This is a genomic window from Pseudomonas sp. MF09150 (assembly GCF_059862355.1).
On sequence record NZ_JCBCUS010000008.1, the window covers coordinates 369,429 to 382,790 of the forward strand.

Sequence of the window (13,362 nt, forward strand, 5' to 3'; positions counted from 1 at the left end):
CTTCGATCCGGGACTGTCCGATGTTGATCGCGGCTTCAATTTTCGCTCTCACGCTGCTACTCGGGCTGTTTGCCCTTGAGCCCCTGGGCATCCCCATCAGCGCGGTCGCGGCGGCTTGTGCACTGATCCTGTTGGTGATCGCGGGCCAAGGCCGGATCATCTCCATCCGCAGGGTGATCAAGCACGCGCCCTGGCAGATTGTGGTGGTTTCCCTCGCCATGTACCTGGTCGTCTACGGGCTGCGCAATGCGGGCCTGACCCATACGTTCGCGGCGCTTCTGGACAGCTTCGCCGCCCACGGCCTGTGGGCCGCCACCCTGGGCGCCGGGGTCACCGCGGCGCTGCTCTCCTCCATCATGAACAATATGCCCAGCGTGCTGATCGGCGCGCTGTACATCCAGGGCAGCGAGGCCGGCGGCCTGATCCGGCAGGCCATGATCTACGCCAACATTATCGGCGCTGACCTGGGGCCTAAGATCACGTCCATCGGCAGCATCCTCACCCTTCCCGTCCTGCTCGTGACCCTGGCCGCACTGGCCTTGCGCCTGAGCCTCCACGCCTAGGAAACGCTGATGAAAGTCCTGTTCATGTGTACCGCCAATAGCTGCCGCAGCGTGCTGTGCGAAGGCTTGTTCAACCTTATGGCCCCCCAAGGCCTGAGCGCCGCAAGCGCCGGCAGCATGCCGAGCGGGCGCCTCAACCCGCGCGCAGTGAGCACCTTGCAGGCCCTGGGCGCAGATACCTCGGCCCTCTTCAGCAAGGGTTCCGACAGCTTCGCCGAACACCCGCCCGAGGTGGTGATCACCGTGTGCGACCAGGCTGCCGGCGAACCCTGCCCGGTGTACTTCGGGCCCGCCCTGAAAAGCCATTGGGGCTTGGCCGACCCGTCCGAGGTTACGGGTAGCCCCGAGCAAATCCAGGCCGCTTTTGACGCCACCGTCATCCACATTCGCCAGCGCCTGACGGCGTTTTTTGCCCTCGATCTCAACGCCCTCGGCCCAGCGGAGCTGAAACTGGCGTTGAACCGCATCGGAGACCTGTAATGAAAGCGTTCACCCACGACACCCCAGACGACTGCCCCAGCCTGGACCTCGCGCTGCTCGACGTGCCCGGCCCTGAAAAGTTGGTGCCGCCCGAGCAGCCCCAGCACAAGCCGCGCATTCTTCTGCTGTACGGGTCGACTCGCGAGCGCTCCTTCAGTCGGCTGCTGACCCAGGAAGCGGCGCGCATTCTGCAATGGATGGGCGCAGAGACCGTGATCTTCGACCCCTCCGGCCTGCCACTGCCCGATGACGCCCCCGAGGATCACCCCAAGGTCCGGGAATTGCGCGACCTGGTGCTGTGGTCCGAAGGCCAGGTGTGGTGCTCTCCGGAACGCCACGGCTCGATATCGGCGGTGTTCAAGGCGCAAATCGACTGGATTCCCCTGACGCAGGGAGCCGTTCGCCCCTCACAGGGCAAGACCCTGGCCGTGATGCAGGTGTGCGGTGGCTCGCAGTCCTTCAACACGGTCAACCAGCTGCGGGTGCTCGGGCGCTGGATGCGCATGGTCACCATCCCCAACCAATCGTCGGTGCCCAAAGCCTTTCTGGAATTCGACGAGAGCGGGCGGATGAAGCCATCGCCCTACTACGACCGGGTGGTGGACGTGATGGAGGAGTTGATGAAGTTCACCTGGCTGGTGCGTGGCAAAGCCGCGTACCTGGTGGATCGTTACTCCGAACGCAAGGAAAGCGCCGAAGCGCTCTCCACGCGGGTCAACCAACGCGTCCTCTAAACCTGCCGGGCCGATTCAAGCCCTGCACTCAGCGCCCGCGCACCGCGTAAGATAGCCAGCGCCCTAATGCCGATCAGTTAAGCGATAGAGCGAGCACAAAATAACCTGTGGCGAGGGAGCTTGCTCCCGCTGGACTGCGTAGCAGTCCCATTTTTTGGGCCGCTTCGCGACCCAGCGGGAGCAAGCTCCCTCGCCACGAGTACAGCGATCGTCCTTAACTGACTGGCATTAGCCAGCCCCCCCTCTTTCAGGAGCCCTGAATGCATTGCCCTACCTGCGGTGAATACGGAGACCTGGTGCTGCTCAAGGTCAAACGCACCGGCGCCCAAGTCATCGCCTGCACCGAGTGCGATTCGCTGTGGAAAACCGTGGATGTGACCACCCTCGGCGAGCCGCTGCTGGATGTGGCCGACTATCTGCGCGAGCACCACCTGCCCCCGAAATGGAGCGAGCTGGAGCTGTTGCGCAGGGTCTGAGCCGTCCCCGGCTCCCTGCGCAACAGCCCACCCGGGCTAAGGCATAAAGCGCCAGTACACGCCATTGGCATCACTAACCTGCGCCAGCTTGCGCCGCTGCCCTGGGCGCTTGCCGGTGTTGATGATGTTGTAGATGTCGTAAATCAGCGTGGTCGAATCACCGTAGTACGAGTGGCTGAGAAAGTCGGTCGTGATCAGGCTGGCGTCGACCGTATCGATGCCCGGCACCACCAGCAGGTTGTCCGAGACAAAACCCGCACGCGGGTATTTGTGAAAGGTCTTGGAGGCCAGCAAGGCCAGGTCCTTGTCCGAGACGTACATGGTTACCGGCCATTTGGCAGGGCTGATGCCGGGGACGATTTCATCGGCAAACACATCGGAATCGATATCCGGCGCCGCCAGGATCACTTCCTTGATCTTGCTCCGCAGCTTGGGGTGCTTCAGGTTCAGCGTCACCAGGCTGCTGGCCACGGCGCGATTGCCCATGCTGTGGGCGATCAGGTAGACCTTTTTCACATGGGGCTGTTTCAGGTAGTCGACCAGGAAGCTGTAGAACTTGGTCTTGGCCGCCTCCACCGCGGCTTCGTCGGGCACGTACTCTTCGGTCCTGCCGGCCGAGGGCCAGCTGTAGAAGGCCGGCACACCTTTGAAGTCCAGGTCGTAGGCCATCTGCGCGGTGCGTTTCGCGGCGTCTTCAAATGCCACGTTGTAGCCGTGCACGTAGATGAAGCTGGAGCCGTTTTCCTTGAGGCGATGACTGATCAGTTGCTCAAACTCGGCCTTGGGCACAATGCCGCCGCCGAGGATCGAGACATGCTTATCCGGATTTTCCGACCACTCGAGCTTGAACCAGGACGGGGTCTCGACCACTCCGGTCTTGTGGTCGAACGGGATCTTCACATGACAGTAGCCGTAGACCAGGGCCTTGCCGCGCTTGGTGCCCAAGGCATCGACGCAACCGGTGGCGGACAGCACATTGCGGTTGCTGGCAAAAAACACGGTGACGATGCCGGTCATCTTGTCGACGAACTGATTGCGCGCCGGGTCCGCGTCCTTGGGCAAGGTGCCAGTGGCCGCCCCATCGACAGGGGGCTGCCGGTACGGATCATAAGTGCCCTCGCCGTCCTGCAGGCCTCTGCCCCCGCTGCCGCAGGCACTCAAAACAGCCAGCGCGGCCAGCAACAACATGCGCACGATCGCATCCATTCGTATCGGTTCCCGGGGTGTGGGCTGAGGAAAAACAGCCCGCGGATTTAATAGAAATACGCCACGGGTGTCCAATCAAGATCGTGTGGCAGCCGGACCTGCGGGCAATAAAAAACGCCGCTGGCCCGGACCCGGCCCAGCGGCGTTGCAGTTGCATCGATGCTCCGTATGCGTCGCCTACAACAGGCGGCGTTGCACGGCTTCTTCCAGGGTGCTGCGGGCCAGTTCCTGGACCACCTCACGGGTGTCCTGCTGGAACGGAATGGTCACGATCAGCAGCAAGTGCATCCAGGTGCGCACCGATTCGCTTTTGCGGATACGCCCCACTTCCTTGCCGTCCTTGTCCTTGAACACGGTTTCCAGGGTGAAGGTGTTTTTCGCCGTGCTCGGAATGATAAAGAAGGTCGCGCCGGTGATGATGGCCGAGGCCATGTTGAACTGCTCGTTGTTGTACAGGGTGGCTTCGGCATACAGGTCCGAATCGACCTTGTCGGTGCTGACCCGGCTAAAGCGCCCGGACTGGCGGAACGCATCGGCCACTGCTGCTTCCCAAGCCACGGCCGGGGTACCGCCAGCGGCATTGGCCGGTCCGCTGTTGACCTGATTCATGGCAGTGGTGCGGACAAAGGCGCTGGGCTTTTGCGCTGGCGCTTCAGCGGTCGGTGGCCAGGCCTTGACCGGGGTCAGTTCGTGTTGCGAATAGGATACGCAGCCGCTCAGTAAAACGGCCGCCAGCACCAGGACGTGCTTGATGGAACCCAACATAGGTTGCTCCTTGAACTTACTGTTTCGGCAAACGGGCGGTGGCGGTGTCGAGCAACTGCGAGACCAGTTCGGTCAGTTGCTTGGCGCCCATGGTCGGGGCCCAGTATTCACGCCCGTACAGGCCGACATTGCGCTCCAGCTTGAGCTGCTGCTTGCTGCTGGCCAACTCCTTGCCGTCGCGGTCGACCACGACCAGGTCGCCGGCTAGGTCGAAGCTGTCGACGTAGATCGGCCCGTTGACCCAAATCCAGATGGTCAGGGTCAGCAACGCCCCGGGGAAGTAACCCGGATGCGGCCCGCGGTGGCCCTTGAGGGAAGTCATGTTGAATTTCAGCACCACGTCGTTTTCACCAAGGCGCGTCGGGTATTCGCTGACCTGATTGAAATAGGCGCCGGCCTTCACGTACTGGTTGAGCTGGCTGGTGAGCGAGCGGCTGATGGCGGTGCGGGTGGCTTCATCGATACCGGGGGCGGATACCACCACATCGGCCAGTTGCGCGGTGCGCGGGCTGGTGACCGGGGCCTGGTGCGGCGGTGCGCCAACCGGCCCGGTGACGTTGTACGAAACACAGCCGGTCATCGACAACGTGGCGATAAGGGCCGCGGCCTTGAGCAAGGTTTTCAACACAAAACTTCCTTATTAATGGGCAAACAACATCAACGTCTCGACCCGGAGGCCGCGAACTTTAGGAAAAAACTCGGGAGAACGTGGCGCGGCCGGGCTGCGGCCGCATCGTTAATGGGTTGGGGCCTTGAACGGCGGCGCACCCAGGCGCGCCGCGTCGATGCCGCAAGCCATATTGCGCAATTCGCCCAGCAACGATTGACGGGGGAAGCCGGCCCATTGCGGGACCTCCTCCTTGCGCATGACCTCGACGCCCTGGGCAAAGGGCTCGGAAAAATACACCCGGCCAAACTGCGCCGTCTCGTCGCGCTCACAGTTGATCACCCGGATTGCGCGGGAACTGTTGATCGGCGGTTTACCACTGAGTTGCGCCGGCTTGGCGTAATTATTGACCAGATAGAACTGCCGCAACTGCGGGTTGTTCTGATACAGGCCCAAGGAATTGGCCGCAAAGTAAGTGGCCAGCTCCGGGCTCTCCACCACCTTGAACATGCCCAAAGGCGCAGCCGGCGGCGCTTGCGGTACCGGCGCCTGCTGCACACCGCCATGGCTGCAACCGCCCAGCAGCAGCACCGCGCTCAGGCACCAAAGCCGGTTCATTGGCCAGCCCCTTTCGCCATATCCGGTCGCTCCTGCTGCAGCAATCGTGCATCCACATTGCCCTGCAACGAGCAGAGCAACCGGGTCTTGCCCTCTTCAACGCTGAGCATCAGGATCTTCTCCGCCGAACCCGGTGCCGGGGCAATGCCCGAAGCCGCTGCCGGGTTGTCCTGCCATGGTGCATCGGCACTGAGCTTGATCTGCGGCCGAGAAATAAAGTACTCCCCCGCCTCCTGCCAACCCGCTTGGGGCAACGCGGCCATGATCGCCTCACGGCTGGCATCGACCTCAAAACCCCAGAAGTAGTAAGTGCCCATCTCCCCCAGATCAAACACCCGATCGTAATAGCCGGTCAGGCGCAGGCCCTGATCGTCGAGGGGCTTGGAGAACGACTGAAGCGCAGTTTGCGTCTCACGCCGGTCAGCCACCGGCACCCAGGCCAGGCCGCGCTTGTCGTCCTGGGCCAGTTTCACTACCCGCGCCAGTTCGCCGCGCTGGCTGTACAGCGTTTTGAAGAATGCAGACTGGCACTGGGTCAGGCTTTCAGTGAGGTTGGCGGCCATTGAGCTGTTGGCACAGAGGCCGAGCAGCAGCGCCAGCAATGGCTTGGCGGTGGCACGGGGAAAAAGGCGCGGCAGATCCATTGGGTGGAGGCTTCCTGATGGGGCGGAAAAATAGGCGACTTTAAACCGGTGATGGCGGCGGGACAAATTTGTGTGGGGGTGGGGGCTGTTTGCTGTACTACGAGGCTGATAACGGCAAGCGATGGATGTCCGAGCGAGGGGCTGCTTGACCAGCTCGGCCCTGCGGTTTTCGCGTTACCCGCTTCGGTGGCGTGTCGCCCATCGGGTCTGCATCACCAAAGCCGGCAGCAGATCACCTGGCCACAATGCTGTATTTCCCATGAGCAACAGCAATACCTGCTCGATCTTTGGCTGTGAATCAGTAAGTTCGCGGGCCAGGTCAGTAGCAACGTATCCATGCAATTCAACTTGACCGGTTTTAACTATCGGTGCTTTCAGTTCTCTGGCCAAAAACAGCGTCGTCGTAATTTGAAGCGATTTGATTTCGGCAATAAGCAGGCCGCAGACAGAGTATCCGCACAAATGAATCCGGACTTCGCGCTCAGCGCGATGTACAAACACCTGCGCCGCGTAGTTCCTCAAGATAACGCATTAGTACATCTGCCCTATTGCCTGGTGCTTTACATTGGGATCACATCTGCTCAGCTGTCACCCCGTCCTCGACGCCCAGCTTCTACGTTATTTAAACCCCTTGATGGAACTTGAAAAGGATCTGTTTTTTGAAAAGTTCAACCACTAGAAAAATGGTTTTAAGCTCGTTGATTGTTGCGGGCTCTACATGGACCGCCGCAGCGGTTGGCGCGACAGGTTCCTCGGCCCCGTGCACCAACGAAGCGGATTTCCAAACAGGCACCGTAGTGGAATATGAAAGTCGCGATAACGTGTCGCCGGTGACCAGTCGCAACAAGTCTGAAACCTTGGGTCGAAAAGACTTTGCAGGAACCAATCCGGTGGCGGTATCACACACCACGTTCATGAACAGTGCACCGGTGTTTCTCACCACTACTTTTTCGCAAATCAAGGACGGCAAGTTGATTCGTTATGGTGATCGGCACGGCGTCGGCGATTCATTGACCACGACACGTTACAACCCTCCCGCCGCCACCCCGGTAGATTTTCAACCTGGGCAGACAGTCACTATCAATTACAAGAACCAGGTCGTCAGCAGCGCCGCAACGATTGATTTCGACGTGACAGAAAAGCTGACATACAACGGGCGTGAAACGATCAAGACGCCGCTCGGGACCTTTGAGACCTGTCGCTTCACTAATGAAGTTTCCACAGGACCAATGTCCGGCGATCAACCGATACAGAAGGTCATCGTCCAAAACTGGTTTGCTGCCGAGGGGCCGTATCGCGGGCAGTCAATCAAGTCAGCCAGTCGCTCTGGCACCGATGGGCAGGAGCGGATCGTTGAAGTGATCAAAATGAGCTATGAGACTCGCGCCAACTAAACATCTCTCGTCCTGAAGCACGGAGAACAAGGACAATTCAGTTCTTCTGGATTACGGACGCACTGACGCTGTGTTTGCCACCGATACAGTGCCTGGTTGTTTGGGCAATGTCGGCAAGGGGACGCATCACTGGATGCCGTCCCCCTTGATATCGACAAGCGAACCGCTTGGTGTGCGTTGGCGTGTTCAGGCGTCAACCTACACCGCGTGTCTTATCTGAAGTGGGATGCATCAATAAAGTTTGTAGTTATCCACCACGTCATTCACGAAGTAAATAATCAACCTAGATCCCTTCGCCTGGCCTTGACCGTTTTGAGCGCTGGCCACACTGCCGACATCATTGGCGACACCCTGGGCTTTAGACACTTGCGCCGAAGCGTCGTACAACTTCGCCCTTGCATCGTTCGAGACATATTTGTTGGCCAAGGCCATATATTTATCCAGACCTTCTTCGCTTTTATTGTAGGTCCAATTGGAGCCGTTGCTGCGACTCGCCGAATCAAGTTGCTCTTCTGCCGGAGCCCCGAACAATTGCTGCACCTGAGTCTTGGTAGTTTTACCCGAAACAATGGTTTTCTTCAGGTAAACGGCGTCGTACTTTTGTGCCCCCGGGTTCAAGGAACTCATCAAGTCGCCGGTATTTGCACAGCCTCCCAATACCCCAGTCAGCAAACAGAGTGCGAATCCGACTCTGAGTTTATTCATATATTTTAAGCGCATAGACTCACCTTGAGGTGTGTTCAGAATTGTTCAAGTCCGACCGAGTTCACGGAAGCTCACCAGCAGAGTGCAATCAATCGACTTAATGGTTTTCACTACAGACAGACACGCAGGCGCACTTCAAATCTGACATTGGAGTATATTCCGCGTGCGTACTGGCTACTGTGTTGGGCTTATACAGCTTATGTGGGCGGGATGAATCGATGCTATAGCACAGATGTGCTATAGGCGGCCAATATCGAACTACCTAGTATGGCGCGGCATATAATGGAGACGTGTATAACTCAAAAACTTACTTGCGCCACTGTTTACAGTGGCATTATCGAATCAGCATAAACAAAATCAAAAACATGAAGTATGAGTCACCGTTTTATCTGTTGCGATACGGCATTGAGGCCCTGAAACCCCTAGTGAAGCATCGCCTTCATCAGCCCTGGCGCCGGAAGGAGAACACGCTACCGCTGCAGCCGTTGTCGTCCCGCAGGTAGACATCGAAGGTCTTGCCGACGACGGCGTAGCTGACCGTCACGACGCCCACTTCATTGGACAGATAATTGCCCGACATCGCCGGCGCGAAATCGATCGCGTCGCGGGCGAGCAGGTAGAGATGCTCGTTATAGACGGTTGTGGCGGGCGACAGCGTCTTCAGGTGATCCTCCATTACGCTGTTGGGGGGCTGGCTGATTTGGTACGCAATGCCAGCGTTGTGGGGCTGGCTGATCTCGTACTGCATGCCCGCGTCGCGGTACGGGATCGACAGCAGCACCTTGCCCTCGACGCTCAGGCGCGTGGCGAGCGAGGTGTCCAAAGTGACCGTCATGCTGTTGAGCCGGTGCAGGTCCTCGCGTGTCAGGCTCACGTCTGAGACCTCGATGTGCCCATCCTCAACCACCGAGAAGTTCGATTTCCATCGGCCCTTGTCTCGCCACGACTGCCACACGCCGCTGGGGCAGCCCGCGCCGCTGACGCTGTCGAGCACATAAGTGCCGATCGCCTGCGTGAGCATCTCGCGCTTCGAGCCCATGATGATTTCCGAGGTCTGATGCGCGTCAACGGGCAAGGGCCGGTCGCCATCGGCCGAGGCCCAGTTGCCGTCGAGCGTGTCACTGACCAGCTTGCCGGTGAAGGTGCCGGTGCGTTGGCCCGCACTCCCGAACGCGTTCATCGTCAAGGTCCCTGATGGGTCGATCTCGCCGCTCAGGTAGAGATCATTGCGCTTGCCGGCAGGGCGATAGCTTCCCGTCAGCCTGCCGTCGACATTCTTGAGATTCATCGTAAACCCATGGCGATCGCCGATGCGGCCGGCGAGGGTCTTGTGGAAGTACTGAGGGTCGGCCAGCGCCGCGGTGGCGGTCATCCAGGACACAAGCACGGCGACGATCTGCAGGGCTGGACGAAACATGGAGAGCGCTCGGAATTGAAGGGGGCGCAATTGTGACACTCCGTGCCAACCGGTGACACGCGACCACGCGCGGAAATCGCTTGGCTGGAAGAAATTCTCAGCCTAGTGATCGTCAGCATGTTCGGACCAGGCTGCCACGGACCGCTCCTGGCCGGAGCTGCCGTAGGGTGAACGTCAGCCAGTGGCCGAATGAAGCCAGTTAGATGCGCTCATGAAACAAGGGCACTTCAGTGTTCAGCAGCACTAAACAGAACCTGATTTAACCGCCACACCAAAGCTGACCATTACCAATAGCAGCCCAATCACGCTCCAGTGCACCACTGCCAGCTTGCGTTTAAGGGACGCTGGAAAGTGGGCTAAATCTTCGGAACTTAGCTCGCCCCTTTTCAAATAAAACGCAGGGAAGGTCACTATTCCCGCAATGCCACCTACGAGCAGAAGTTTTCCCCAAGGCCCAGCATGTCGAAGCGGAGCACGCGTCATGATGGCTGAGCAATTTTTCAGGTGTTCCAACATCAAATCCATCTTCGTATAAGCCAGGTACAAACAGCCCCCAATCCAAAGAAAAATCCCTGCCAGATCAATGAGGGCAACGGACAGGAGTAGCTTGTCGACAACGTTCAAACTCATTTGCCCGCCTCATGGATCTTCTCACCGGCCCATTCGCCTGTAGCCCTCAGGCTCTCCAGCGTAGGAGCCTGCACAGCGGGAACTGCGTGTTCCCGTATCTCTTCAGTGTCTCCGGCCCGAGCGCCAAGTGTTCAGCGATGGCGCCAGGGTAGTGTCGAGCCCCAAACCCAACAACCGACCAACCGTCGCAGCTTGTTTCCTTATCCCCCCTCATCGCCCACTGCCTGAGCGATGGGGCTGGGTACGCAACCCGGCTTACCAGCGCAACGATGGGCTTGCGTCCTTGCGTGTCTCGGCCAGGAACAGTGCTGGCAGAAACGCCGCAAGATAGCTGAACTCCGAGTAGCAATGTTGAAGCAGCCCCAGGCCCAGTTCATCCGGTACTTCGGCTCGCGGATCGCGGCAGGAGCGGCCAAGGATGAAGCGGCTGCGCAGCACACATCCGGTATCGGTATCGCGGACGAGGTGGATCATCTCGCCATCGGTCGGGTCGCCGTTCGGGTCAAGCTCCACATCCGCGCCAAAACCGATTCTGGCGCAGATGATTGCGGACACATGCTCGCGCCGGAAGGCCTCGCGCAGCGCCGGGTCGGCAAAGACATCACGGGGGTCATGGAACTTGAGGGTGGCCTCCACGGGCGGGATATCCCCCAGGGACTCCACGGCGCGAATGGTCGCCCCGATGTAATTGACCCCTCGGACCCACTGCTCGTCCCAGCCCTTGTGCTCGATATGGTCGTAGGGGTGCCACCATTTGATGTGCTCGGTGGTTTCAAAAAAGGTGAACCACCAATCGAGCATTTTGCCTTTGCAGCCGCGCAACTCATTGTGCACGCAGACCATCAGGCAGCCGTCGGGCAGCCGGGTAATGCCCATTTCAAGGTGCAGGGGCGTCGGCGACAGCATGGCCGAATGGTCGCTCCAGGGTGTCGCCAAGGTGGAAGATTTCATGCCGTGCTCCTTTTAGGTCAGGTCGCATTATTATAGAAACGCTTAGCGTTTCGCAATTACCCGGTGATAAAGTCCGCCCGCCACTTCAGGAGCCTTTATGAGCAATGACATCCAGCCGGCAAAACGCGGGCGGCCGGCCCGCTCACAGGAACAGACAGTCGAGCTAATCGTGAGCGGGGCAACGCGCCTGCTGCTGAGCCAGGGTTACAGCGCGACCACCATGGAAGCTGTCGCGGCTCACTGCGGCCTGGCGAAAAAAACCCTGTACCGCTTCGCGTCCAACCGAAGTGAGCTGGTGGGCTTGGTGATTGGGTCCTGGACCCAGGGGTTTGCCGATCTGTTCGACGAAGACCCGCTCGCGGCGGACGATTTGCTTGCCGTGTTGGGCCGACTGCTGGGCGCGGTGGCGGACAGGGCGCTCAGCGACGATGCGGTCGGGCTGTTCAAGCTGCTGACCCAGGACTTTGCGGAGCGTAGCTTGGCCCTCGAGGCCTACCAGGCCAATGGCATCGAGCATGCGACCCTGCTCCTCGCCAACTGGCTGAGCAGGCAGGCGGCCAGGGGCCTGGTGACAATCGCCCAACCCCAGATGCTGGCGCGCATGATTTTATCGCTGGTGATCGCCGAACCCTTGCGCAGAAGGGCCTTGGGCCTGGAGCTGGCGGATGACAGGGCTACCGTGGCCAGCCAGATCGAGGGCTGCATGCAGTTGCTGTCGGGGCAGGCGTTCAGCCTGAAAGCGGCGTGCCGCTAGCGCTGTTCAGCCACGGCCGATGCAGGTTCCAGCAATCAGGTAACGATCGATACCGTCACTGGCCGACTGCAATTGCGAATACGGCCGGCCAAAACGCTGGCTGAATCACAGATGGACCCGAGCCTGATCCCTGACCTCGAGAGTGGCATCCAGATCTTGCGGAGCTGTTGAGCCGAGTGGATGACTTCGTTTTCGACCTCCCATGACAGGTCGTCATCGAAGTAGAAGGTGATAGGCGCCGAGCGTTCCTGGCGAGTGAGGCCATACCGAGCAGATGCCTGCCTAGCCCCGGGGCTGGGCTTTACTTGGCTGTCTATGGCTTTTGGAAGCCACCTGTTGGTACTCGCCGCTGTCGGCGGTTTTCTCTGGGCGCAAGGTCACAGGCTTGTCGCGAAAGCGGTTATGCACTGACGTTTTTTTGGGCTTGGGCCGAATGCTTTCGGGATGAGCGGCCTTTCCCGAGGCGGCCGACAGGAAAGCCCCGGGTTCCATCGAAAACCGCTCTGCCAGCGCGTACGCCATCTTGTGACTGATGGGCCGCGCCCCAGCGAGCACCTTGGACACCGCTGTTTTATCGCCAATTTCAGGGAGGTCCGAGCCGGTGAGCCCGAGGCTTTCCATCAGGTCCTTGATCAACTGCACCGGGGTGCAAGTCGCCGCAAACGCGGCGTTCGATTCGCGAAACTGCTCGGCGTCGCGCTGGTAGGCCAGGATTTCGTCCTCAAGCTCGACCAGGATTTTTTCTTCGACTTTGCTCAGTTCACGCCCGTCGGTGAGTTCATCGAGCAGGTGAGTCGCCCGCTCATAGTCAGCGGGGGTCTTGATGCCGTGCACAAACTCACTGCGCAGGCGTTCCAGCACCGCGTGCAGCTCGCCCAGGGTTGCGATCACGGTTTGAAGGTCATTGCGGGCTGCGCTCATCGTTTTACCCCTTTGTTTCTGGCATACCAGGCGCTGGCAACGTCGTAGTCGGCATGCGTGTAGATGTGTTTGACGTAGAACTTCTGCCGGGTGTAGTTGACCCCGCCCAGCACCCTGAGGTTATTGCCGCCTACGTCGATCACGACCCAATTCATGGCCGCTCTTGGCTTGAACAGGTCGACCCCTTGCGGACCGAAAAGCGCTTGCAGGTCCGCGAATTCTTTCGGGCGTGCCATTCGTAAAAGGCGAAGGCAACGATCAAGCCCGGCTTTGTCGTTCGGATACAAAATCGCTGCATCGTCGAAGCGTGATGGTATGAGAATGTCCATAGGCTTCCCTGTCTATAAACCCAGGCTACACTGGTTGTGTTTTTTAACAACTGCTGTTCGTCGACTGCCTAAAGCGTAAAGGGCTTGTCCTGCGCGTGGGCCACTCGGGCTGTCGCCAGCTTTGACAAGCGTCAACAGCTGCGGTGGCGGCAGCGTAAGTGCCGTGGC

17 protein-coding genes and 2 pseudogenes are annotated in these 13,362 nt (G+C 59.5%); 6 read left to right on the plus strand and 13 right to left on the minus strand.

The features are described 5' to 3' along the window. Positions 1-2 precede the first annotated feature (2 nt). The 4 genes and pseudogenes from AC19YX_RS27740 to AC19YX_RS27755 form a co-directional block, all read left to right on the plus strand. A pseudogene (locus AC19YX_RS27740) lies at positions 3-563 on the plus strand (ArsB/NhaD family transporter); the annotation flags it as partial. Between the two features lie 9 nt (positions 564-572). Beyond that, complete coding sequence (locus AC19YX_RS27745; protein ID WP_078473321.1) at positions 573-1,043, plus strand: arsenate reductase ArsC; 471 nt, start codon at positions 573-575, stop codon at positions 1,041-1,043. Continuing rightward, positions 1,043-1,777: an arsenical resistance protein ArsH gene (arsH, locus tag AC19YX_RS27750; RefSeq protein ID WP_078473322.1), complete on the plus strand. Its 735-nt coding sequence runs from the start codon at positions 1,043-1,045 to the stop codon at positions 1,775-1,777. The genes AC19YX_RS27745 and arsH overlap by 1 nt, the downstream gene beginning before the upstream one ends. Positions 1,778-2,037: 260 nt before the next feature. Further along, a complete protein-coding gene (locus AC19YX_RS27755) occupies positions 2,038-2,253 on the plus strand; it encodes a hypothetical protein (protein WP_078473323.1) in 216 nt (71 codons plus the stop codon). Between the two features lie 36 nt (positions 2,254-2,289). On the opposite strand, the gene AC19YX_RS27760 is transcribed toward AC19YX_RS27755, so the two are convergent. The 6 genes from AC19YX_RS27760 to AC19YX_RS27785 form a co-directional block, all read right to left on the minus strand. Next, positions 2,290-3,459 carry an alpha/beta hydrolase gene (locus tag AC19YX_RS27760; protein WP_078473324.1) on the minus strand — a complete coding sequence of 390 codons (1,170 nt, stop codon included), beginning with the start codon at positions 3,457-3,459 and terminating at the stop codon, positions 2,290-2,292. Between the two features lie 177 nt (positions 3,460-3,636). Beyond that, the gene (locus tag AC19YX_RS27765; RefSeq protein WP_500607507.1) at positions 3,637-4,224 is read right to left on the minus strand and encodes a hypothetical protein; all 588 of its coding nucleotides are present in this window, start codon (positions 4,222-4,224) and stop codon (positions 3,637-3,639) included. Between the two features lie 16 nt (positions 4,225-4,240). After that, the gene (locus tag AC19YX_RS27770; RefSeq protein WP_500607508.1) at positions 4,241-4,852 is read right to left on the minus strand and encodes a hypothetical protein; all 612 of its coding nucleotides are present in this window, start codon (positions 4,850-4,852) and stop codon (positions 4,241-4,243) included. A 108-nt stretch (positions 4,853-4,960) separates the two neighbouring features. Then, complete coding sequence (locus AC19YX_RS27775; RefSeq protein ID WP_500607509.1) at positions 4,961-5,449, minus strand: surface-adhesin E family protein; 489 nt, start codon at positions 5,447-5,449, stop codon at positions 4,961-4,963. Continuing rightward, entirely contained in the window at positions 5,446-6,093 is a 648-nt protein-coding gene (locus AC19YX_RS27780; RefSeq protein ID WP_500607510.1) for a hypothetical protein, read from the minus strand. Before AC19YX_RS27780 ends, AC19YX_RS27775 begins: the two co-directional genes overlap by 4 nt. Positions 6,094-6,267: 174 nt before the next feature. Continuing rightward, positions 6,268-6,615 (minus strand): hypothetical protein, encoded by a 348-nt coding sequence (locus AC19YX_RS27785; RefSeq protein ID WP_500607511.1) that lies wholly within the window; start codon positions 6,613-6,615, stop codon positions 6,268-6,270. A gap of 161 nt (positions 6,616-6,776) precedes the next feature. Between AC19YX_RS27785 and AC19YX_RS27790 the strand changes: the two genes are divergently transcribed. After that, entirely contained in the window at positions 6,777-7,487 is a 711-nt protein-coding gene (locus tag AC19YX_RS27790; protein ID WP_500607545.1) for a hypothetical protein, read from the plus strand. Between the two features lie 231 nt (positions 7,488-7,718). Here the strand turns inward: AC19YX_RS27790 and AC19YX_RS27795 are convergent, their stop codons facing one another. From AC19YX_RS27795 to AC19YX_RS27810, 4 genes are all read right to left on the minus strand, one after another. Further along, positions 7,719-8,207 (minus strand): hypothetical protein, encoded by a 489-nt coding sequence (locus tag AC19YX_RS27795; RefSeq protein WP_201131720.1) that lies wholly within the window; start codon positions 8,205-8,207, stop codon positions 7,719-7,721. 427 nt (positions 8,208-8,634) lie between these two features. After that, a complete protein-coding gene (locus AC19YX_RS27800) occupies positions 8,635-9,609 on the minus strand; it encodes a hypothetical protein (protein WP_500607512.1) in 975 nt (324 codons plus the stop codon). Between the two features lie 243 nt (positions 9,610-9,852). Beyond that, positions 9,853-10,239 (minus strand): hypothetical protein, encoded by a 387-nt coding sequence (locus AC19YX_RS27805; RefSeq protein ID WP_500607513.1) that lies wholly within the window; start codon positions 10,237-10,239, stop codon positions 9,853-9,855. A 255-nt stretch (positions 10,240-10,494) separates the two neighbouring features. Continuing rightward, complete coding sequence (locus tag AC19YX_RS27810) at positions 10,495-11,190, minus strand: DAPG hydrolase family protein (protein ID WP_020296166.1); 696 nt, start codon at positions 11,188-11,190, stop codon at positions 10,495-10,497. Between the two features lie 97 nt (positions 11,191-11,287). On the opposite strand from AC19YX_RS27810, the gene AC19YX_RS27815 reads away from it, so the two are divergent. Next, positions 11,288-11,944: a TetR/AcrR family transcriptional regulator gene (locus AC19YX_RS27815; RefSeq protein ID WP_500607514.1), complete on the plus strand. Its 657-nt coding sequence runs from the start codon at positions 11,288-11,290 to the stop codon at positions 11,942-11,944. Positions 11,945-11,959: 15 nt separating this feature from the next. Here the strand turns inward: AC19YX_RS27815 and AC19YX_RS27820 are convergent. The 3 genes and pseudogenes from AC19YX_RS27820 to AC19YX_RS27830 all read right to left on the minus strand — a co-directional run. Next, positions 11,960-12,171 (minus strand): annotated as a pseudogene (locus tag AC19YX_RS27820) (nucleotidyltransferase family protein); the annotation flags it as partial. Positions 12,172-12,226: 55 nt separating this feature from the next. Further along, positions 12,227-12,865, minus strand: a complete 639-nt coding sequence (locus AC19YX_RS27825; protein WP_078473334.1) for a helix-turn-helix domain-containing protein — start codon at positions 12,863-12,865, stop codon at positions 12,227-12,229. Continuing rightward, positions 12,862-13,194, minus strand: coding sequence for a type II toxin-antitoxin system HigB family toxin (locus AC19YX_RS27830; protein ID WP_500607515.1), 333 nt, complete (start codon positions 13,192-13,194; stop codon positions 12,862-12,864). Before AC19YX_RS27830 ends, AC19YX_RS27825 begins: the two co-directional genes overlap by 4 nt. Positions 13,195-13,362 lie beyond the last annotated feature (168 nt).